The 19,682-nt window shown below is 40.1% G+C and carries 22 protein-coding genes; all 22 read right to left on the reverse strand.

The features are described 5' to 3' along the window. Positions 1 to 6: 6 nt before the first annotated feature. The 22 genes from lptB to EO125_RS00820 all read right to left on the reverse strand — a co-directional run bounded on the left by lptB (position 7) and on the right by EO125_RS00820 (position 19,662). On the reverse strand, positions 7 to 726 hold the full coding sequence (gene lptB / locus EO125_RS00720; protein WP_127147195.1) for an LPS export ABC transporter ATP-binding protein: 720 nt from the start codon (positions 724 to 726) through the stop codon (positions 7 to 9). 9 nt (positions 727 to 735) lie between these two features. Beyond that, on the reverse strand, positions 736 to 1,470 hold the full coding sequence (locus tag EO125_RS00725) for an LptA/OstA family protein (protein WP_127147196.1): 735 nt from the start codon (positions 1,468 to 1,470) through the stop codon (positions 736 to 738). Between the two features lie 11 nt (positions 1,471 to 1,481). Continuing rightward, positions 1,482 to 2,012, reverse strand: a complete 531-nt coding sequence (lptC, locus tag EO125_RS00730; RefSeq protein ID WP_127147197.1) for an LPS export ABC transporter periplasmic protein LptC — start codon at positions 2,010 to 2,012, stop codon at positions 1,482 to 1,484. Then, positions 1,999 to 2,928, reverse strand: a complete 930-nt coding sequence (locus EO125_RS00735; protein ID WP_127147198.1) for a lysophospholipid acyltransferase family protein — start codon at positions 2,926 to 2,928, stop codon at positions 1,999 to 2,001. The genes lptC and EO125_RS00735 overlap by 14 nt, the downstream gene beginning before the upstream one ends. Positions 2,929 to 2,941: 13 nt before the next feature. Continuing rightward, entirely contained in the window at positions 2,942 to 3,463 is a 522-nt protein-coding gene (locus EO125_RS00740; RefSeq protein WP_127147199.1) for an HAD family hydrolase, read from the reverse strand. Further along, on the reverse strand, positions 3,463 to 4,434 hold the full coding sequence (locus tag EO125_RS00745; RefSeq protein WP_127147200.1) for an SIS domain-containing protein: 972 nt from the start codon (positions 4,432 to 4,434) through the stop codon (positions 3,463 to 3,465). Before EO125_RS00745 ends, EO125_RS00740 begins: the two co-directional genes overlap by 1 nt. Before the next feature lie 27 nt (positions 4,435 to 4,461). Further along, a complete protein-coding gene (gene kdsA, locus EO125_RS00750) occupies positions 4,462 to 5,280 on the reverse strand; it encodes a 3-deoxy-8-phosphooctulonate synthase (RefSeq protein WP_127147201.1) in 819 nt (272 codons plus the stop codon). A 26-nt stretch (positions 5,281 to 5,306) separates the two neighbouring features. Beyond that, on the reverse strand, positions 5,307 to 6,038 hold the full coding sequence (kdsB, locus tag EO125_RS00755; RefSeq protein ID WP_127147202.1) for a 3-deoxy-manno-octulosonate cytidylyltransferase: 732 nt from the start codon (positions 6,036 to 6,038) through the stop codon (positions 5,307 to 5,309). A gap of 1 nt (position 6,039) precedes the next feature. Beyond that, positions 6,040 to 7,167, reverse strand: a complete 1,128-nt coding sequence (gene lpxK, locus EO125_RS00760) for a tetraacyldisaccharide 4'-kinase (protein ID WP_127147203.1) — start codon at positions 7,165 to 7,167, stop codon at positions 6,040 to 6,042. 61 nt (positions 7,168 to 7,228) lie between these two features. Beyond that, a complete protein-coding gene (locus EO125_RS00765; protein ID WP_127147204.1) occupies positions 7,229 to 8,533 on the reverse strand; it encodes a 3-deoxy-D-manno-octulosonic acid transferase in 1,305 nt (434 codons plus the stop codon). Positions 8,534 to 8,536: 3 nt separating this feature from the next. Beyond that, entirely contained in the window at positions 8,537 to 10,264 is a 1,728-nt protein-coding gene (locus EO125_RS09940; RefSeq protein WP_206168339.1) for an ABC transporter ATP-binding protein, read from the reverse strand. After that, entirely contained in the window at positions 10,265 to 11,401 is a 1,137-nt protein-coding gene (gene lpxB, locus EO125_RS09945) for a lipid-A-disaccharide synthase (RefSeq protein WP_206168340.1), read from the reverse strand. 2 nt (positions 11,402 to 11,403) lie between these two features. Next, on the reverse strand, positions 11,404 to 12,228 hold the full coding sequence (locus tag EO125_RS00775) for an LpxI family protein (RefSeq protein WP_127147205.1): 825 nt from the start codon (positions 12,226 to 12,228) through the stop codon (positions 11,404 to 11,406). 143 nt (positions 12,229 to 12,371) lie between these two features. Continuing rightward, positions 12,372 to 13,184, reverse strand: a complete 813-nt coding sequence (gene lpxA, locus EO125_RS00780) for an acyl-ACP--UDP-N-acetylglucosamine O-acyltransferase (protein WP_127147206.1) — start codon at positions 13,182 to 13,184, stop codon at positions 12,372 to 12,374. A 26-nt stretch (positions 13,185 to 13,210) separates the two neighbouring features. Continuing rightward, positions 13,211 to 13,645 carry a 3-hydroxyacyl-ACP dehydratase FabZ gene (gene fabZ, locus EO125_RS00785; RefSeq protein WP_127147207.1) on the reverse strand — a complete coding sequence of 145 codons (435 nt, stop codon included), beginning with the start codon at positions 13,643 to 13,645 and terminating at the stop codon, positions 13,211 to 13,213. Between the two features lies 1 nt (position 13,646). After that, on the reverse strand, positions 13,647 to 14,477 hold the full coding sequence (gene lpxC, locus EO125_RS00790) for a UDP-3-O-acyl-N-acetylglucosamine deacetylase (RefSeq protein ID WP_127147208.1): 831 nt from the start codon (positions 14,475 to 14,477) through the stop codon (positions 13,647 to 13,649). 13 nt (positions 14,478 to 14,490) lie between these two features. After that, positions 14,491 to 15,405 carry a lysophospholipid acyltransferase family protein gene (locus EO125_RS00795; RefSeq protein ID WP_240630404.1) on the reverse strand — a complete coding sequence of 305 codons (915 nt, stop codon included), beginning with the start codon at positions 15,403 to 15,405 and terminating at the stop codon, positions 14,491 to 14,493. An 8-nt stretch (positions 15,406 to 15,413) separates the two neighbouring features. Continuing rightward, the gene (gene lpxD, locus EO125_RS00800; protein ID WP_127147209.1) at positions 15,414 to 16,445 is read right to left on the reverse strand and encodes a UDP-3-O-(3-hydroxymyristoyl)glucosamine N-acyltransferase; all 1,032 of its coding nucleotides are present in this window, start codon (positions 16,443 to 16,445) and stop codon (positions 15,414 to 15,416) included. Between the two features lie 29 nt (positions 16,446 to 16,474). Then, positions 16,475 to 16,924, reverse strand: coding sequence for an OmpH family outer membrane protein (locus EO125_RS00805; protein WP_127147210.1), 450 nt, complete (start codon positions 16,922 to 16,924; stop codon positions 16,475 to 16,477). A gap of 12 nt (positions 16,925 to 16,936) precedes the next feature. Continuing rightward, positions 16,937 to 17,917 carry a hypothetical protein gene (locus EO125_RS00810; RefSeq protein ID WP_127147211.1) on the reverse strand — a complete coding sequence of 327 codons (981 nt, stop codon included), beginning with the start codon at positions 17,915 to 17,917 and terminating at the stop codon, positions 16,937 to 16,939. A gap of 12 nt (positions 17,918 to 17,929) precedes the next feature. Next, on the reverse strand, positions 17,930 to 18,409 hold the full coding sequence (locus EO125_RS00815; protein WP_127147212.1) for an OmpH family outer membrane protein: 480 nt from the start codon (positions 18,407 to 18,409) through the stop codon (positions 17,930 to 17,932). A 20-nt stretch (positions 18,410 to 18,429) separates the two neighbouring features. Next, positions 18,430 to 19,662: a hypothetical protein gene (locus EO125_RS00820; RefSeq protein WP_127147213.1), complete on the reverse strand. Its 1,233-nt coding sequence runs from the start codon at positions 19,660 to 19,662 to the stop codon at positions 18,430 to 18,432. Positions 19,663 to 19,682 lie beyond the last annotated feature (20 nt).

Consider the following 19,682-nt stretch of genomic DNA (forward strand, 5'->3'; position numbering starts at 1 on the left):
CCACTCCTACATTCGGAAATCATCACCTAAATAAAACTTACGAGCCACATCGCTCGTAGCCACTTCATCAGCGGTACCTTCTAATAATATAGTCCCACTATTTAAGATGTACGCCTTATCCACAATTCCTAAAGTTTCACGCACATTATGGTCTGTAATGAGTACACCAATGCCACGATCTTTCAAATGGCGAATTATGGATTGAATATCTGCGACTGCAATAGGATCAACCCCTGCAAAAGGCTCATCCAACAATATAAATTTAGGATTTAACGCAATAGCTCTAGCAATTTCTACACGACGTCGCTCACCACCAGACAACTGAATGCCCAAGCGGTCACGCACGTGGGTGATATGAAATTCTTCTAACAACGATTCCATTGTATCCTTCTGTTCTGCTTTAGAAAGATTGGTGGTTTCTAACATGGCTAAGATATTATCTTCTACTGTTAAATTACGAAAAATAGATGCCTCTTGTGGCAAATATCCAATACCATAAGCAGAGCGTTTATACATCGGCATGTGAGTCACATCCACATCACCAATAGAGATTGTTCCTGATGTCGGTTTTTCTACACCTACAATCATGTAAAAGGTAGTTGTCTTACCGGCTCCATTTGGACCTAACAATCCTACAATTTCGCCTTCTTCAACACGGACACTAACTTTATCCACTACATTTCTTGATTTGTAGGTTTTCACTAAATCCTTTGTTTGAATAAACATAAACTCTCCTTACTTTGGAGTAATGATTAATGTGCTACGCCCACCAAGCGTTTCTGCGCTATTATCACTAAGTTCTATCTTTAACTCTGGGGCTTCTAAGACATTCCCATTTTGCACAGCTCTAGCATTACCTTTTAAATAAGCAACTCCATCATTTTGATTTGGTGTTTGCGTGTACACCGCCTCATCTGCTGTAGCATTGACGTTACGACTGGCACTAGATAAAGTTACATTCCCTTTAGCTGTTGCAGATATTTGATTGGTATACGCCGTAATATGTTGACCTGTCAACACATTATCTGCCATCACTAATTGTCCATGTCCAATAATCTCGCCATATCCACTTTCTGTATTATAATTTACTTGATCACCAAACAATTGACGATCATCTTTTTGTAGATGTACATTACCTGTGGCATCAAATTGGTTATTATGCAAGACATGTACTTCTCCAGCTGCCATGGACATATTGTTGCCAATCATACTCACGCCACCTGTCAAAAATCCTTCTTCACCTTTTGTATTATACCAACCAGAGGCTCCTGTCATAGTTTTATCATCTTTTGTAATAACCACACTGCCTTTGGCTTCTGCACGACCGCTGATACCATCATATGTTAACTGATCAGCAGTAATCATTATATTCCCATTGCCAGCAAGATTGGTATCTGTTGATGTTGCCCATACTGGGATCATCATAACACCACCCATAAGCGCTGCCATGAGTAAACGTTGTAGTTTCATGAATTTCCTTCCTACTTGCGAATCAACTTAGCATGACCTTTTGCAGTCACTTGTTGCAAAATCATATCCCCTTCCAATGCATCACCTTCTAGTGTAGTATCTGCATCAGTATAGGTAAACTTAGAAGTAGATTTAAATACTTGTTCCTTACTAGTATATTCTAATCCATCTGTACGGAGACTAGCTCCCGTACTGGAGGTAGCCTCAATACCACCAGATAAAGTAATTTGCCCATGATCTTTAGATACCAGGCCTTTAGGCGCTTTTACGGTGAGTATGGTTCCCTCTTTATGAAAGGTGCCTGTCACATTTTCTAAGGTAATGACTTTCGTCGTTTGATCAAGACTAATTTTTTCAGCTTTTACTGACCAAATCAGTTGTCCATTTTTTTCTTCTTTCAGTTCCGTACCATTAAAGCTAATGGAATTACCCGATGGTCCTGTGGATGTCGTATCGGTACCACCATATAGGAAGTATCCAAAACCTAAGAGAATTAAAATGCCCACTACAATCGCGAGGAGAAGTTTTTTATTGTTCTTCATGCACAGCCTCCCTCACTTGTAGTTTATGTTCAATATCTGTGATTTCATGAATTTTTGTATTCCAACGATGTTGGAACCACAACCATTCATCAGGATGTTCTTTAATAAAAGCTTCTGTTATCTTAACAGTTTCTTCCGTAAGACGGAACATATCTTTTTCCACATCACCAGTATCTTTATAATGCAGTGCTGGCAAGATATGGACAATGTGACCATTCTCTTTACGAGATGCAAAGACTGGCACTACAGGAGCTTTGAACTTTTTCGCAAAGGATGCGGGACCCGTCACCGCTGATGAATCTTGTCCTAAAAACATCACTGGCACCCCTGTATACCATCCATCTTGATCTGCTAAGAAACCCAATAATTTTTTCGCTTTCATTGCTTGTGCAGCGCCTCTCATTTCAGAACCACCACGAGCGAATACTTCTAATCCCACCATTTCTCGGTATTCATTCAGCAATCTTGTGAATTGAGCATTCGGTTGTTTTTTTACAATCGTTGTGGACGGATACCCATGAGCTGCCAAGGCTGCGCCCATCCATTCCCAATTACCTACATGGGCCGTCAATATGACAACACCTTTATCTTCTGCCATGGCTGCATCTAGGTGCTCTAACCCACGCATTTCAATATGTTCTTTAATGAACTCAGGTGTCAAATTAGGCATATATAGTATTTCCATCACAGAACGTCCCAAGTTTTGAAAGAGTCGACCTAATATGGCATCTGCTTCTTTTTCATCTATGGAAAGGCCAATCATTAGATTATGTAATCCTCGTTTGACCTGTTTTTTACCTACTAATCTATATAAAGGTCCTAGAGTTGCTCCAATGGATAAAATTGTAGAATAGGGTAATGTACAAACTAATTTACTAATCGTTTTTAAGGCTGTATATTGCCATTCTCCCGCCATGAAAGCCTCCTTTCTACTGACCTACTTGGTAGGATTCTTCACTGTATGAGCGTACCGCATCCTCCCAAAGTCCTTCTTGTTTTAAAATATACTCAACTGCTTCACGCACAGCTCCTTCTCCGCCCTTTGCTTGACAAATGTAGTGAGCTACTTGTTTTACTTCTGGTACACCATCTTGTGGTGTCATAGCTAATCCCACCTTAGACATAATGCCTAAATCATTGAGATCATCGCCTATATAGGCTATTTCATGAGCCTCTAACTCCAATGTATGTAAGAGTTCCTGTAATCCTGCACTCTTATTATGACTCCCCATTTGCACATGAGAAATCTGTAATTCTTTTGCTCTTCGCTCTACCATAGGAGAGGTACGACCCGTAATAATCGCTGTTTGTAATCCCATCCTGCGTGCTAAGGCTAACCCCAATCCATCTTTGGCATGGAATGCTTTGATTTCTTCTCCACTAGATGTATAGGTAATCTCACCTTTCGTAAGAACACCATCTACATCTAATACTAAACAACGTATCGCCATTACACAATGCCTCGTCGCAACAAATCAGTAATATGCACTAACCCAAGGCTTGTTCCATCTTGACCAACTACTGGTAATACTGTAATCGGCCGAGGTTGATTTTTCTCCATCATATGAAGCGCTTCTGCTGCCAACTTATCCTTTGTAATCGTACGTGGTGATTTGGTCATCATATCTTCCACAGACCATACTAGGAAATTACATCCAGAATCTAAACCGCGGCGAATATCTCCATCTGTTACAAGACCAATTAACTTGCCTTCTTCATCTACTACATTAGCTGCTCCCAGTCCTTTATTAGTCATCACAAATAAAGCATCTTGTACGGTAGCCCCTTTATGAATAATAGGATTGTCGTTTCCACTATGCATAATGTTTTCTACGGTTAGCAATAATTTGCGACCTAAGGAACCACCTGGATGGAATACAGCAAAATTTTCTGGCGTAAATTTATGTTGATCTAATAAGCACACTGCCAAGGCATCACCTAAAGCTAATGCAGCCGTGGTACTGCTTGTGGGTGCTAATCCTAATGGGCACGCTTCCTTATCTACGCATACCACCAAGACTACATCCGAGTTTTTTCCCAATGTAGAACTGGGATTGCCCACTACTGAAATTAATTTAGCACCAATGCGACGTAAGGAAGGCAATAAGCTAATGACTTCACTAGTTTCTCCACTATTTGAGAATGCTAGTACTACATCATCAGATGTAACCATACCTAAATCGCCATGAACTCCTTCACCAGGGTGTAAAAACAATGCAGGTGTACCGGTACTCGCCAATGTAGCCGAAATTTTTCGTGCAATATGTCCAGATTTTCCCATACCTGTACAGACCACCCGTCCTTTAGAGGATAAAATTAACTCTACTGCCCTTTCAAAACGATGGTCTAATGTTTCAATTAAGTCTAACACTGCTTTTGATTCTTCTTGGAGCACCTGTGATGCCCGTTCAAGTATCTTCATAGTTCACCTGCATCCTTTACATCTGTACTATTTTTTTACGATTTTGTCGATAGCCACTAAATCAGTTAATAATTCTTCTAAGGAATCTAAATATAACATATTTGGTCCATCTGAAAGTGCTTCTTCAGGGTTATCATGCACTTCAAAGAATAGTCCATCTACACCACTCGCAACAGCACCACGCGCCAAGTTAGCCACAAACTCACGTTGACCAGAAGACGCTGTGCCTGCCCCACCTGGTAGTTGTACGGAATGTGTCGCATCAAAGATTACTGGATACTCGAAAGAACGCATGATTGGGAAGGATCTCATGTCTACCACTAAGTTGTTATAGCCAAAGCTAAAACCGCGCTCTGTGAGTATCAAGTTTTGATTACCAGATTCTTCCATTTTTTTCAACACATTACTCATATCTTTCGGAGCCATGAATTGGCCTTTTTTCACATTCACGCATTTTCCAGTCGCTGCTGCTCCATATACCAAGTCAGTTTGACGGCATAAGAAGGCTGGAATTTGAAGAATATCCAACACTTCTGCAGCTGGTTCAATTTGAGTAATATCGTGGATATCACTTACCACTGGTACTTGTAACTCTTCTTTGATGGCTTTCAAAATTTCTAAACCTTCTACGAGGCCAGGACCACGGAAGGAAGAATAGCTGGAGCGATTGGCTTTATCAAAAGATGCTTTGAATACATAAGGAATGCCAACTTTTTCACAAATTGCTTTGGCACGACGACCAATCTCTAATGTGCGTTCATAGCCCTCTATTACGCAAGGGCCTGCTAATAAAAATAAGCCTTTGCCTCCACCAAGTGTGAGGTTGCCTACTTGTACTGTTTTCATACTATCTCCTCTCTAAACGAAATCGTTTATACTTCTAATTGGTGAAATATTTCATTCACTCGTTCTAAATCTTCTGGGGTATCTACTCCCACAAAACGTTGATCTGTAGTAATCACTCGAATGGTATATCCATTTTCTAAAGCTCGTAACTGTTCTAAGGATTCAGTTAATTCTGCTGGTGTTGGTTCCATCTTAGCATATGTTAATAGGAACTGGCGATTATATCCATACATACCTACATGCTTGAGTGGAGGAACCACAAATGCATGTCTAGGGTAAGGAATTAAGGATCGGGAAAAATACATGGCATTCCCTAGTCGATTCACGATGACTTTCACAGCACTAGGCTCATTGTATTCTTCTTCTAATAAGGGACAGCCTACGGTTCCCATTTGTAGAGTTGGGTCTTCTTTGAATTGACGTGCCAATGCATCGATAAGGGACGCATCAATGAGTGGCTCATCACCTTGCACATTAATAATCACATCAATATCTGTTCTTGCAGATGCCACTTCTGCTAAGCGGTCAGTGCCCGTCAAATGGTCAGCTCTTGTCATTATCACCTGTCCACCAAATTGGGTAACAGCATCATACACTCGTTCATCATCAGTAGCCACGATGACCTCATGAATTTCCGTAGCTTTCGACACTTGCTCATAGACCCGTTGAATCATTGGTTTGTTACCAATCATCGCTAAGGGTTTACCCGGTAATCGTGTAGATCCATAGCGCGCTGGAATAATACAAGCTATACGCATATTATTTCCCCTTTGCTATTTGCAACACATAGGATTTAAAATCGTCTTCACCTTTGGTAAATTCGATACCAATCACTAATACATAGACAGGAATCTTCAAATCTTTAATCGCACGTACTTGAGATAATTTCACTGCATCTTTTTCCGTTGTAATAATACCTTGAATCCCTGTTTTAAAACAATATTGCCATAGTTTCACAACATCTTCTTCACTATAATCATGATGGTCACCAAAACTCATCATATCCTGTACCGTGAATCCGTAACTTTTTAAATTAGAAATGAAAGAGCTAGGTTGTCCGATACCACTAATCGCTAATAAAGGAGTCCCATCATAGTCACTAATATCATGAATCGGGCCATTATGGCTCCATTCTTCCAAGGTTTGAAAACCCAGTGTTTGATGAATGGTTTCTGCTACAGGAACAAAAGGTGCTAAAGACTGAATCTCTTCACGGAGTGCTTCTAATTGTTCCAGATCTACTTGATTCGTTTTCGTTAACACAATATAGGTAGCTCGCTTTAAATTTGTCAAAGGTTCTCGTAGCAACCCTCTTGGCAACACCGCACCATAGCCAAATGGATGGCTGGCATCAATCAATACAATATCTGCATCACGGCCCAAAGCTCGATGTTGAAAGCCATCATCTAAAACAAGCACATCGGATTGCATATCGTCTACGGCAATCTTAGCTGACTCTACTCGTTTAGAGCCAATAATAACATTTACATTCGGTAATGTTTTAGCTAATAACCAAGCTTCATCACCGCTGATAAAAGAAGACACATCTACCGACCCTTGTCTAGATACGACGATGGATTTTTTATTATTGTCCGCTTTGTATCCACGACTCAAGACACTCACTGTATGTTGGTCTGCATCCAATACCTCACACACGTAGCGCACCATCGGCGTTTTACCTGTACCACCAACTGTAATATTGCCTATACTAATGACTGGCACTGGCATGTGTAACACTCTATGTGGATGATTATACCGTTCATTACGATATTCCACGACTCTTTCATAGACCTTACTAGCCTTTTCTAAACCACCACGAAGAGCATCCCCCAAAGAGCCTTGCATCTGTCCGCTGATGATATGTTTAAAGAGTTGTTCTCCTTTCATGAGTAAACCTCCTCCGCATCCCTCTAGTATAGCCTAGGCTATTAAAACATAAATGAACCGATTATGGAACAATGTGAAAGCGTTCAAAGAGACATCGTAATTCTTCCGTATTGCGCTGTGTAGCACCACGATTTTCACTAACCACTTCCAAACAATGACGACTCATTTCTTCTCGCATAACTTCATTCGCACACAAAGTTTGCAATATTTCTAATAACTCCCTTTCATCATGTACCATTGTACAAGCTCCTCGGGAACTCAATAAACTATAGATTTCTTTAAAGTTAAACATATGCGGTCCCACAATAATCGGCTTGCCATGAGCAGCTGGTTCCAAGATATTATGTCCTCCCGTTTTGACCAAGGATCCTCCAACAAAGATAATATCCCCTAAACTATACAGACGACCTAACTCACCAATAGTATCTAAAATCACCACTGGAATTTTTTCGTGTACAGGTTCTGTCATCGTGCTACGGCAAATCGCTTTCAGCCCATATTTTTGAGACAATGCTTTTACATCATCGCCCCGCATAATTTCTCTAGGTGCTATGAGCAATCGTGCATTAGGATAGGCTTCTAAAATTTCTTTGAAAGCTCGAAATAGTTTATCTTCTTCCCCTTTGTGCGTGCTGCCTGCCACAATAATGGGGTGATTATGACCAAAGCCAAACTCATGTTGTAGTTGTTCTTTTTCTTCATCTGTAACCGTTGCGTAAGTTTGATCGTACTTAGTATTTCCTGTGACAGTCACTTCTTTCACATTCGCTCCTAGTACAGAAATATATTCTGCATCTAATTTCGATTGCATACAGAATCGATCGATAGATCCTAACATATCATGCATGAACGATTTAATATGCATATATCGTGACATAGATCGATCACTAATACGACCATTGACCATCATGACTGGAATTTTTTCATCTTTCGCTATACGAAGGAAATTTGGCCAAATTTCTGTTTCTACCAGCAAAATAGCGATAGGTTTGATAATATTCAAAATTCGTCGTGTCAAAAAAGGTAAATCCAAAGGAAAGAAAATAATTCCTTCTGCTTCTGGTATGATACGTCGCGCCATAGCGTGACCCGTAGCAGTAACTACAGATACAACTACCACTGCCTCGGGAAAACTGCGCTTAATATCTTTCACCAAAGGGCTCGTCGCTACAATTTCTCCTACAGACGCTGCATGAAGCCATATGGCACGCTTGCCTTCTATTTTTTTCATCAATGTGCTCGGCATAAATCCCGCACTTTGTTTTATACGCTCATAGAATCCCTCTTCAAAGGCTAACCGGTAGAGAATAACCGGTATCAAGCCAATCCAATAGATAATGAGAAGTATATTATATATCCAGTACATAGTTTATCCTTTTCCGGTAAATTGAACAGAATATAAATGACTGTACAAGCCATTCAACGCTAATAATTCATCATGTGTGCCTTCTTCTACAACACAGCCTTGTTGCAAGACCACAATATAATCGGCATGTTTAATAGTACTCAATCTATGAGCAATCACTAAAGCCGTTCTATTTTTCATTAATCGTTCTAATGCTTCTTGTACAATTTTTTCACTTTCAGTATCTAAGGCTGATGTAGCTTCATCAAGGATTAAAATACTAGGATTTTTCAAGATAGCTCGTGCAATGGCGATGCGTTGACGCTGACCACCAGACAAGGAATTACCACGTTCTCCTACTATCGTATCAAACCCATTTGGTAATTTTTCAATAAACTCATAGGCATTCGCTGCTTTAGCGGCATCAATAATTTCTTGCTCCGAAGCATCTAATCGTCCATACAAAATATTTTCACGTACAGATGCATTGAATAGCATTGTATCCTGTGGCACAAGACCAATATTCTCTCGTAAAGACGTAAATGTTACATCACGCACATCTACACCATCAATGCGAATAGCCCCACCTGTCACATCATAGAAACGTGGCAACAGATTGGCTATCGTTGACTTACCCGCTCCAGAAGGACCTACAATCGCCACTGTTTGCCCTTGTTTTACCGTTAAATTCACTCCTTTTAAGGCCAAATTATCCTCATCATAAGCAAATTGTACATTATCGAATTGCACATCTCCTTGTACGTTCGTTAATGTTTTTGCCGTCAGTGATTCTTTCACATACGGTTCTGTTTCTAAAATATCAATGACACGATCTCCTGCTGCCATCGCTTTTTGTAAATTACCATAAACTTGAGTCAGACGTTTTACAGGATTTGATAGATTGATGGCGTAAATCAAAAATGCAATCAAGGATCCAGCTGTAATATAACCTTGTACTACAGAATATCCTCCATACCATAAAATAATCACTACGGCAATGGCCGCTGCAAATTCCACCATAGGTCCCATCACAGCTGTTAGTTTTGTAGCCTTCATTGCCGCATCAAAGTTATTTTGGTTCTCTTGTTCAAAGCGCTTAAATTCATATGTCTCACGTGCAAAAGAACGAATGATGCGCACACTGGAGATAACTTCTTGTAAAAAGGCCGTAATATCTGCTGTTCTACCTTGTACTTCATGTCCTGCAGAACGTAATTTTTTACCAAAAATATTCGTAAGTCCTAACACAACTGGAACAATAATTAGAGTTAATAAAGATAATTTCCAATCCAAGTAAAACATGAATATTAAAGAGCCTAATAATGTAACACCTTCTGTCATAAAGGAAATTAGGTTATCTACAATTGCTTGTTGTAAGGCCCCTACATCACTCGTTACATTACTCATGATAACCCCTGTTTTACGACGGTCAAAATAAGCTTGATCTAACTTTTGTAAATGCTTAAACAAGGTTTCTCGGATATCAATGACCACACGCTGACCCACATAAGCCATTGTGTAATTTTGTCCGTATGTTGCAAATCCACGAATTAAAAAAATTATCAAAATAGCTATAACAATAAGTGTTAATAATCCTAAATCTTTATCTTGCAATACACCATCCACTACATTTCGGATTAGCCATGGTACTACTAAATAACCCATGGCAGCGGCAATCATACAAAACATCCCCAAGATGAGTCGCTTCCTATATGGCATGACAAACGCCAATAGTTGTTTATAACGATTCATTTATGCCTCCTTCATTGCTACTGATGCAATGACATCAGCTACACGCTGCACCGCTCCTGGTGCCCCTAATTCTACTTTCACTTGTGCTAAATCAGCTTTCATCTGCGTATATACCGCACCATCATCTAAGATATTAGCTAGTTCTCGTTCTACATTTTCTGGCGTTACATCCCCCTGTAATAACTCAGGAATAATACGTCGTTTTGCCATAATATTAGGCAGGCCAATATGGTCAATTTTCACCAACAACTTACCAATTCCATACGTAATAGATGCTACCTTATAAATTAACACCGTAGGTACATTCATTAATGCCGTTTCCAAGGTCGCTGTTCCAGAGGCAGCAATACATGCGGTACAAATCTGCATTAAATCATAGTTATAACCTTCTGTAATAGTTACTGGCACAGAATAGCTTTGTAAAATTCGATCAATATCTTCTCTTGGTATGGTATGAGCTCTCGGCAAGAAAAATTTTAAATCTTGGTGATTCTCATATAACCGTTCAGCCGCTGCTAACATGGTTGGTAGCAAGCCTTCTACTTCTTGTTTACGGCTACCTGGCATCAACAGAATATTACGATTTGTTGCCTCTGCACCAAAATGAGTAAGAGCTGCTTCCATAGACATGGTAGGATGTACAATATCTATTAAAGGATTTCCTACAAATTCCACATCTACACCAAATTCACGGTATGCCTCTGCTTCAAAAGGGAAAATAGAAGCTACTTTTGTCACCGTTTTAGCAATATCCTTTCCTCTTCCTTTATTCCAAGCCCAGATAGTAGGGGCAATGTAGTACACCACTGGTATATGCAATTCTTTTGCCACCTTAGCTAACTTCATGTTAAATCCTGGATAGTCGATACACACCAACACATCTGGCTTTTCTCGTAACATAGCTTCTTTTAAGAAACTGCGAAGTTTAAAAAAGGTAGGTAAATGTTTTACTATTTCAACAATACCGATGAATCCGAGTTGTTGAATATCATAGATAATATCCACACCAGCTTCTTTCATCAAGTCTCCGCCCATACCAAATAGCTGTGCTTCTGGATATTTATCCAATAAAGCTTTCGCCACACTAGCACCATGCGTATCTCCTGATGCTTCACCAGCAGAAAACATAATCTTCATCTTTACTCCTCATCCAGTCCTTCTACGGCACAGATTACGATACCTAATTCATTTGCTTTTCGCAACACTGCTTCTTGTTCCACAAAAATCGTCCGCTTTGCTTCCATAGCTAAGACCTTGCAGTTACTGCTAATCATAGATTCTAATGTCTTCATACCTACCGCTGGGACATCAAACCGTACATCCTGGTTAGGTTTTGCCGTTTTTACTACCACAGCTCCTTCACGACCCAAGGCACCGCCTCGTTTGATACACTCATCAGTTCCTTCAATGGCTTCAATGGCCATCGCCGCTTGTTCTTTTACCACTACGGTTTGACCAATATCAAGAGCCCCCATTTGTTTGGCTAAAGCAAAGCCAAACTCAATATCTAGTTGCTCCGCCTCTGTTGGTTGACGATTCGTCATCACCCCTACCGGCGGCATAAGAGATCTCATGTATTTGGTTTGATCCGCTACCGCTAGACCTTCTTTTTCTAATTCTTCTACGATGGCCAACATAATGGTATCATCTTTACGATTGCGCAAACGATTCAATAATTTGATGGTACGCATATCTGGTATGGTTGTTATTTTTTTATAGAGATGTTCCTTTGTTACCTTACCTAACATCGTCACATCTGTGACGCCCTCTTTGAGGAATGTTTTAATCACTGTATCTGATTTAAAGACGCTGATTTGGTAGTATGCATCGGCCTCTGCTTGTAATTCTGGAGCACCATCTGTCACAACAGATATAACCACAACTTCATAGCCTTCATGTTGGGCCGCTCGCATAAATTCAACTGGCAGATTACCAATTCCTGCAATCAATCCTACTTTTGCCATAACGCCTCCCACTAAGTTTTAATTATAAAAATTCTAATTTATATTATATCACATAAAGGGCACAAATGGCATGAAACTTCGCAACAAAAAATACATGACAAAAGCATATAATGTATGCTTTCACCATGTATTCTAATGCCATATTAATCTCTGCGTACGCGCATGATACCACGATCTGCATTGCGCAAGAAGCGTAGCATATGTTCAATCTCCACAGAGGATGTTAGGTTCAATTCCATTTCTTCAATGGCTTTCGATAAACTAAACCCACTGCGATAAATAATACGAAATGCTTTCTTCAATTCACGGCGCACTTCTTCAGATACACCAGCACGAGCTAGCCCTACAGAGTTTAGTCCAATCACATGCGCAGGTTGTCCATCCGCAATGACATACGGTGGGATATCTTGTACAACTTTCGCCATACCACCAACCATAGCATTACGACCAATTTTTACAAATTGATGGACCCCTGCTATGCCTCCAATGACAACGCGATCTTCTACGATTACATGACCTGCAAGACCTGCGCAGTTACTCATAATCACATTATTGCCAACGATACAGTTGTGAGCCACATGGGTACATGCTTGGAACAAACAATTATTTCCGATGCGGGTTTCTTCCCCTTCACCAGTAGCACGGCTGATGGTTACAAATTCGCGAACCACCGTATTATCGCCAATAACGCAATAACTTTTTTCACCTTTAAATTTTAAATCTTGCGGTTCTAAACCGATGGCACAACCTGGGAATAATTCATTATTTTTACCGATTGTCGTCCATCCACCAATGACTACATTGGCTCCGATTTTAGTCCCATCTCCAATTTCAACATGTTCTCCAATGACTGCACCAGGACCAATAATAACATTCTGACCAATCTTTGCATCTGGATGTATGACTGCAGTACTATGAATTTCAGATGTTGCATTTTCCATGCCAACTACGATCATCTGTGTCACTCCTTACATTTTGATAATTATTCTGGTTTTACTAAGGCGAACATGTACTCACCACTTGCCACCAATTTATCTCCTACATAGGCACGACCTTCTACTTTACCCATACGGCCTTTAATTTTCACCACATCAGCCTCCATGCGAACTTGGTCACCTGGTTTCACTGGGTGACGGAATCGCACTTTATCAATACCTGTAAACATTGGTGTTAGACCACGATTTTCTTCTGGGTACAAAAGAGCGATACCACCCACTTGTGCAATCGCTTCTGTAATCAACACTCCCGGCATCACAGGGTTACCTGGGAAGTGTCCCATAAAATGTGGCTCATTGAAAGTACAATTTTTTATACCAACAGCCCGTTTCATTGGTTCCATTTCAACAATGCGATCTACTAATAAAAACGGATAACGGTGTGGTAGAATCTCCATAATTTCTTCAACTGTGAGAATCATGTTATACCTCCTCTTGCATTTCTTTTACAATTTCTCGACTTAATCTAGAGTTTAAATTGTGGCTTGATTTTACAGCAATAATATGGCCTTTTAGATGACCCACCAAAAATAAATCCCCTAAGATATCTAAAATTTTATGACGCACTAATTCATCTGGAAAATTAAGTTCCGATAAACATGTTGTTTCATCATAAACAATAACATTCTCGATAGAACCACCTTGCGCCAAACCCATAGCTTGCAATTGCTCGATTTCTTTCGTGAAACCAATGGTTCTAGCTGGTGCAATTTCTGTGGCAAACACATCAGGATTAATTTCATAATCCGCATGTTGCGTACCTAACATGGGATGACTATTGATACTTGTAAAAGTCACTCGGAATCCATCATAAGGACGAATGATGATAAACTTATCTTCTTCATAGATGCCATGAGATTGTTTCACAGTATACACACGGCGCTCTACCTCTTGTTCTACAATGCCTGCCTCTTTGATAAGCTGTACAAATGTGGCTGAGCCACCATCTGCTATCGGAGGTTCTGGTGAGTTCAACTCGATGATACAGTTATCAATTGCCATACCATAGAAAGCTGCTAAAATATGTTCTACCGTAAATACTTTTGCATCTCCATCTTCTAAAGTGGTAGCGCGCATTGTGTTCGTAACATTACGAATATCTGCTTTTACAGAAGGAGTACCTGGTAAATCTGTGCGGACAAAGGTAATCCCTGTATTTGGATCACTAGGTAAGATACGCATTTTCACAGGTAAACCACTGTGCAATCCATCTCCTTCATAGCTAATGGCTTTACTAATTGTTTGTTGTTTCATAAGGACCTCCTTTCTACAATTTTTGATTCATTACATCTGGTGGTACTTCTATAGTATCACCATAAAAACGACGTGTCCATTTCCAACGATTATGGAGCCAGAACCAATCTTCTGGATATCGTCTAATATAATCTTCTAACCATTCATTGAGCATTGTCAATGTAACAGCAATATCACGTTTACGGTCCTCTGTTTTTTCTGCATATACAGGCGGATGTACGGTAATTTCATGTTTTTCAGTATATTCATTAAAACGAATGGTAGTCGGAATAATTGGTACATCTTGCATGCGAGCCATCGCTGCGGGTCCCACAGGGGTCAAGGTTTCGTAGCCGAAAAATGGTACTAACTGACCTTTATCTCCTGGATCTTGGTCCATAATAAGACCAATGAATGAACCTTGTTGTAATTCTTTTACCATTTCACGAACACCTGTTTTATAGGTTACGTGTTGTTTCATAAGCTCACGGTATTCATTGATAAATTTGTCCGCATCACCTTGTTGTTGCATGGCTACTGAAATCAAAGGATAGCCTTCCGATGCTAAAATGCCTCCTAGTAATTCCCAGTTTCCACTATGGAGAGCGATAATAATAGCACCTTTGCCATCTTCTTTGGCAGATTCCAGATATTCACGACCTTCCATAGTGAACATCTCTTTATACTTACCGTCTTTAATTTCAGGATACCGAAGCACATCTACAATCATACGCCCAAATCTTGTGACACTCGCTTTTGCAATTCGCTTTGCCTCTACAGGATCATCTGTAATGCGACAAAACAAGATTTGTCCTATGGCCAATCGTTTTCGATTGCTTGGTGTGAAGAGCCATCCTAATTGTCCTAATAGGTACCCAATGCCATATTGCAATCGATATGGCAAGGCACATAGGATAGCACTGAATAGTTTCATACAGGTATATAACATAGGTACACCTATTTATCTTCTAATTTAGCTTGCAATGCAGCCACTTCTTTTTCTAATGCTTTCAGCTGTTTTACCATATCTGGTAGTCGACTTTCATAAGCCGCTAGCTTAAGCCATTCTTTATGTGGTCGCATAGGGAAGCCCGCATATAGTCCATTGGACGGCACATTACCTGTGATACCCGTTTTACCAGCAAAGGTAACATTGTCACCAATCGTAATATGCCCCGTACAACCAGTTTGACCCGCAAAGATAACATGGTTACCACATTTTGTACTGCCAGCAATACCGACTTGGGCAATTAAGAAACAATCCTCACCAATTTCCACATTATGACCTAAATGAACTAAGTTGTCTATTTTTGTACCACGGCGCACCAATGTTGAACCCATGGTTGCATTGTCGATACAGGAGCAAGCCCCTACTTCCACATCATCTTCTAGGATAACATTACCGACTTGTGGAATATGTGTATGTTTACCATTCTCAGTGGCAAAGCCAAAACCTTCTCCACCTACAACAGCATTCGCACGTAACACAACTCGTTTTCCTAAAATACAGTTCTCATGCACAATGGAACTTGCATAGATTGTGGTCCCTTCACCGATACGTACATTATGTCCAATATACACATAGGCATGTAATGTTACATTATCACCAATGATAGCATTATCGTAAATCACACAATAGGGTCCAATTTTTACATTCTTCCCAATTGTTACATTCTTGCCAATAATGGCTGTTTCATGAATCCCCTCTGGAAATACCACAGGAGGATGGAATACTTCTAACAGTTTAGCAAAGGCTGCTTTTGCATTGACCACAATGATTTGCGGGATATTACATTCTTCAATTTTCGTTTCCACCAACAAAGCCCCTGCTTTGCTATCTTTAGCAAACTCTCTATAATCACCGATGGCAAAACTAATTGCATGTTCTGCCCCTTGATCTAAACTGCGAGCCTCTTCAATATTAATAGAGCCATCACCACATACGGTACCCTCAACCAAGTTCGCTAGGTCTTCTACTGAAAACTTCACTATGAAGCCTCCTTACTTTTACTCTCTTATTATTTACTAGTTTCTGCAGAAGAAGTACCTTCATTCATCTTTTTAAGTACATCTTCTGTAATATCAATACCACCAGTTACAATAGCTTGGTCATTTGCTACTACAGTCAATTCTTTTTCTTTCGCTACCGCTTGGATATTAGATTCCACGTAAGCTTTAAACTCTTTACCCTTCGCTTGACCAAAAATTTGTAGTTCCTGTTGTGCATTCATTTGTGTTTGGTGAAATTGGTCTTCTGTTTGTGTACCTTGCACTTCGGCTAAACGATCAGTCACTTCTTTTTGTTTAGCTTCCATTTCTTTATTAATGTCTTTTGCTTTTTGGCTTTCTTGCACCAACTTTTCAGTATTTACCACACCTACTTTATCAGTGGTGCCACAGCCAGCAACCAATCCTAATGCACATACCATCATAGCTCCTGTAGCCATACGTTTCCACATTGATTTCATCACTTTACTCCTTTATTGTCCATACGATTGAATGATTTCATCTGTCAAATCCATGCCTGTACGATCCGTAATATGGTCCACCAACACTAGATCTAGTTGTTTTGCTCTCGCCAGAACTCCTGCGCGAACTCGAATATCTTCTAAAATCGCATCATGCAAGGCTTGCACTTCATCTCGTTTTTGTGCCAACCGCTGTTCCCATTCTGCATCCCACAATGTGGTACCATCATGACGAACTTTTGCTAGCACCGCTTGCTGAGAGTCCACTAGACCTTTCACGGAATGGTCCCTCTGGGCACTTAAAGCATTAGCCTGTTCTGTAGCATAGGCACTTAGCTTTTCTTGTGCCTCTGCATGCGCTGGTGCCATAGCTTCCGCCACTTTCGATTCGATGTCTTTCCATTTGTCGGAGCCGCTCAAACCATGACTACGCTGTGCCAACAATTCTGATAAACGTTGTTCTTTTTCACGTTTTTCGGTGTCCCAACGCTGACGTTGCATATCATCAATCGCGTTTACATTCATTTTAGTTGTTAACCATAATTGTAAATTCACAATTTCTATATCTGCTTCACTAGGTTCTACTGTATAGCTTTTACGATATTGTTCAATCAATGCCCGTTGCTTAGCAGCCAACTCTTGATTTAACTCAGCTTCACGCAAGGCAATCTTAGTTTGTAACTCACGATTCAAACTTTCTGTTACATTTGACTCTAACTGTTTCAAACGTTCTTCAGATTTATTTACCTCAGCACCTAACTTAGACTTGAGAAGTTCATCCTCTCTATCCCGTTGTGCCTCTAATCGCAACAATTCTTTTTTTTGCTCATCATAACTGTGAAAGTTTGGATGTCGTTCCACTACATCTTGTAAGCGTACAACCCCAATTCGTGGCGCCTCTATTGCCTTCGAGTGTTGGTGTCCATAATATCCACCAATACCCACGGCACATACTAGCATACCTATGAAAGCGAAGATAGGTCCTTTTTCCATTTGGATGTTACCTTATTTAGTTTCCGCTAATTTTTTGCTCACTTGTTCTGTAATATCAGTACCACCAAACAACACAGATTCACGGCTCAATACAACGCTAAGACCTTTGCCATCTGCTACAGTTTTAGATGCTTCATCTACACGTTTTTTAAGATTCTCTTGAATTGTTTGTTGTTTATCTTGCAATTTTTGACGAAGTTCATCAGATAATTTTGCCTTACCTGCTTCATCTAAATTAGCGGATTTTTCATTAAATTCTTTTTGCAATTCTTCGTTATACGCTGCATATTCTTGCTGTGCATCTTGCACTAAGTTTGGATTGCTTTCCACAATTCGTTGCATGTCGATGACACCAATGTTACTAATTGCATTAGAACCACCATGTCCTGCCATCTGTGTATACGCCAAAGCGCCCACACTGATAACAAAAAGAACGCCTACAATGATGGACACTGTTTTTACATTCTTTTTATTGTTCAATAAACGCATCATAGTGTATCTACCTTCTTTCTTTATATTCGTCCTATTAGGCGCAACCATCGATCATGGTCACCCCATACATATTCTAATCGTAAATATTCATGTACATCGTAGGAAATAGCAAATTCATTGGCTTTCCCCGTCATATCTCTTTCATACCTTGCATTCCATCGGTTTCCAATATGTTGTTGCACAATTCCATACTGGTGATGATTAGGCAATCCATATTGATAGCCTATCTTTGTATCTTTCGTGAATTGATACCCATAAGATGGCTTAAAGGACCATTCCAAACGATTCGGCAAAAACTCTGTTTCTACATACCAATCATGAGCTCCATCATGAATCCCCGTATACAATCGTAATCCTACAGAATCTACACCACGACCCATATCCAAATATCCTTCCCCTCGGAGAATATATTTAGAGGAATCTACATAAATTTGCAAGATCGTCTCTGACCCCACTTTCAAGGTAGGCGTCATAGTCACACCAAATTGTGTAACACTACGACTTTTATTGAGTTCATCTTGTATCTCTTTTTCTATCATCATTTGATGACGTCTTACAAAAGCAACGGGTAAGCCTTCTAATTGACGCAGTTTTTTTTCGTAGTACTGACGCATCGAATAAAAGAACATGCTCGGTAATGTATTAGATTGAACCGTCACCACCGTACGACTTATGCTGTTTCCATTAGGAACCAAGTACACCGTCGCCTTTGCTGTATCATCTCCTACCACATCAGTTTGTGGAGTAAATTCTGGAAGAGAACCTTCTAGATCACTTCGTACCGCCTTTTGTACCAATGGTGTAATCCAATCTAGGGACTCCAATGATGCTCCTAAAAGCATTTGCTCTAATCGTGGTTTTATATTCCCTAAATCTGCATCTATCAACGAGCGTCCATAAGGAGATATATTGCCATAATTCACAGTAGTTTCCAAAGATTGTATTACTTTTCCATAAGGCTCTAAGATAAGATGAATATATAAATTGTCATCCACATCCATAGTTATAGCTTTCACCGTGTATCCATAGAGGATTCGATCCACCACATCCATGGTTGCTTTTTCATAGGCCGGAAGAGACTTTCTAATTTGAAAATCCTCTTTCCCTTGGTACATGTAGGCAGCCGCACCTTGAATGCTGGCGACCATTCGCGACTCCAAAGTTCTTGGAATCGATCCCGTTGTACTGTGCAGGTCCACATGCACAGACTGAACAGGAGCACCATAGACAGAGGGAATCCCTAATGTTGCCATCAGAAGAGCCCCTCCTATCC

The sequence above is a fragment of the Veillonella sp. VA139 genome (genome assembly GCF_003992005.1).
Taxonomy (GTDB): Bacteria; Bacillota; Negativicutes; order Veillonellales; family Veillonellaceae; genus F0422.

Excerpts from the sequence above, each read along its gene's own strand:
- lptB (WP_127147195.1), bottom strand. The coding sequence starts at position 726 with ATGTTTATTCAAACAAAGGATTTAGTGAAAACCTACAAATCAAGAAAT.
- EO125_RS00725 (WP_127147196.1), bottom strand. The coding sequence starts at position 1,470 with ATGAAACTACAACGTTTACTCATGGCAGCGCTTATGGGTGGTGTTATG.
- lptC (WP_127147197.1), bottom strand. The coding sequence starts at position 2,012 with ATGAAGAACAATAAAAAACTTCTCCTCGCGATTGTAGTGGGCATTTTA.
- EO125_RS00735 (WP_127147198.1), bottom strand. The coding sequence starts at position 2,928 with ATGGCGGGAGAATGGCAATATACAGCCTTAAAAACGATTAGTAAATTA.
- EO125_RS00740 (WP_127147199.1), bottom strand. The coding sequence starts at position 3,463 with ATGGCGATACGTTGTTTAGTATTAGATGTAGATGGTGTTCTTACGAAA.
- EO125_RS00745 (WP_127147200.1), bottom strand. The coding sequence starts at position 4,434 with ATGAAGATACTTGAACGGGCATCACAGGTGCTCCAAGAAGAATCAAAA.
- kdsA (WP_127147201.1), bottom strand. The coding sequence starts at position 5,280 with ATGAAAACAGTACAAGTAGGCAACCTCACACTTGGTGGAGGCAAAGGC.
- kdsB (WP_127147202.1), bottom strand. The coding sequence starts at position 6,038 with ATGCGTATAGCTTGTATTATTCCAGCGCGCTATGGATCTACACGATTA.
- lpxK (WP_127147203.1), bottom strand. The coding sequence starts at position 7,167 with ATGAAAGGAGAACAACTCTTTAAACATATCATCAGCGGACAGATGCAA.
- EO125_RS00765 (WP_127147204.1), bottom strand. The coding sequence starts at position 8,533 with ATGTACTGGATATATAATATACTTCTCATTATCTATTGGATTGGCTTG.
- EO125_RS09940 (WP_206168339.1), bottom strand. The coding sequence starts at position 10,264 with ATGAATCGTTATAAACAACTATTGGCGTTTGTCATGCCATATAGGAAG.
- lpxB (WP_206168340.1), bottom strand. The coding sequence starts at position 11,401 with ATGAAGATTATGTTTTCTGCTGGTGAAGCATCAGGAGATACGCATGGT.
- EO125_RS00775 (WP_127147205.1), bottom strand. The coding sequence starts at position 12,228 with ATGGCAAAAGTAGGATTGATTGCAGGAATTGGTAATCTGCCAGTTGAA.
- lpxA (WP_127147206.1), bottom strand. The coding sequence starts at position 13,184 with ATGATCGTAGTTGGCATGGAAAATGCAACATCTGAAATTCATAGTACT.
- fabZ (WP_127147207.1), bottom strand. The coding sequence starts at position 13,645 with ATGATTCTCACAGTTGAAGAAATTATGGAGATTCTACCACACCGTTAT.
- lpxC (WP_127147208.1), bottom strand. The coding sequence starts at position 14,477 with ATGAAACAACAAACAATTAGTAAAGCCATTAGCTATGAAGGAGATGGA.
- EO125_RS00795 (WP_240630404.1), bottom strand. The coding sequence starts at position 15,405 with ATGTTATATACCTGTATGAAACTATTCAGTGCTATCCTATGTGCCTTG.
- EO125_RS00805 (WP_127147210.1), bottom strand. The coding sequence starts at position 16,924 with ATGAAATCAATGTGGAAACGTATGGCTACAGGAGCTATGATGGTATGT.
- EO125_RS00810 (WP_127147211.1), bottom strand. The coding sequence starts at position 17,917 with ATGGAAAAAGGACCTATCTTCGCTTTCATAGGTATGCTAGTATGTGCC.
- EO125_RS00815 (WP_127147212.1), bottom strand. The coding sequence starts at position 18,409 with ATGATGCGTTTATTGAACAATAAAAAGAATGTAAAAACAGTGTCCATC.
- EO125_RS00820 (WP_127147213.1), bottom strand. The coding sequence starts at position 19,662 with ATGGCAACATTAGGGATTCCCTCTGTCTATGGTGCTCCTGTTCAGTCT.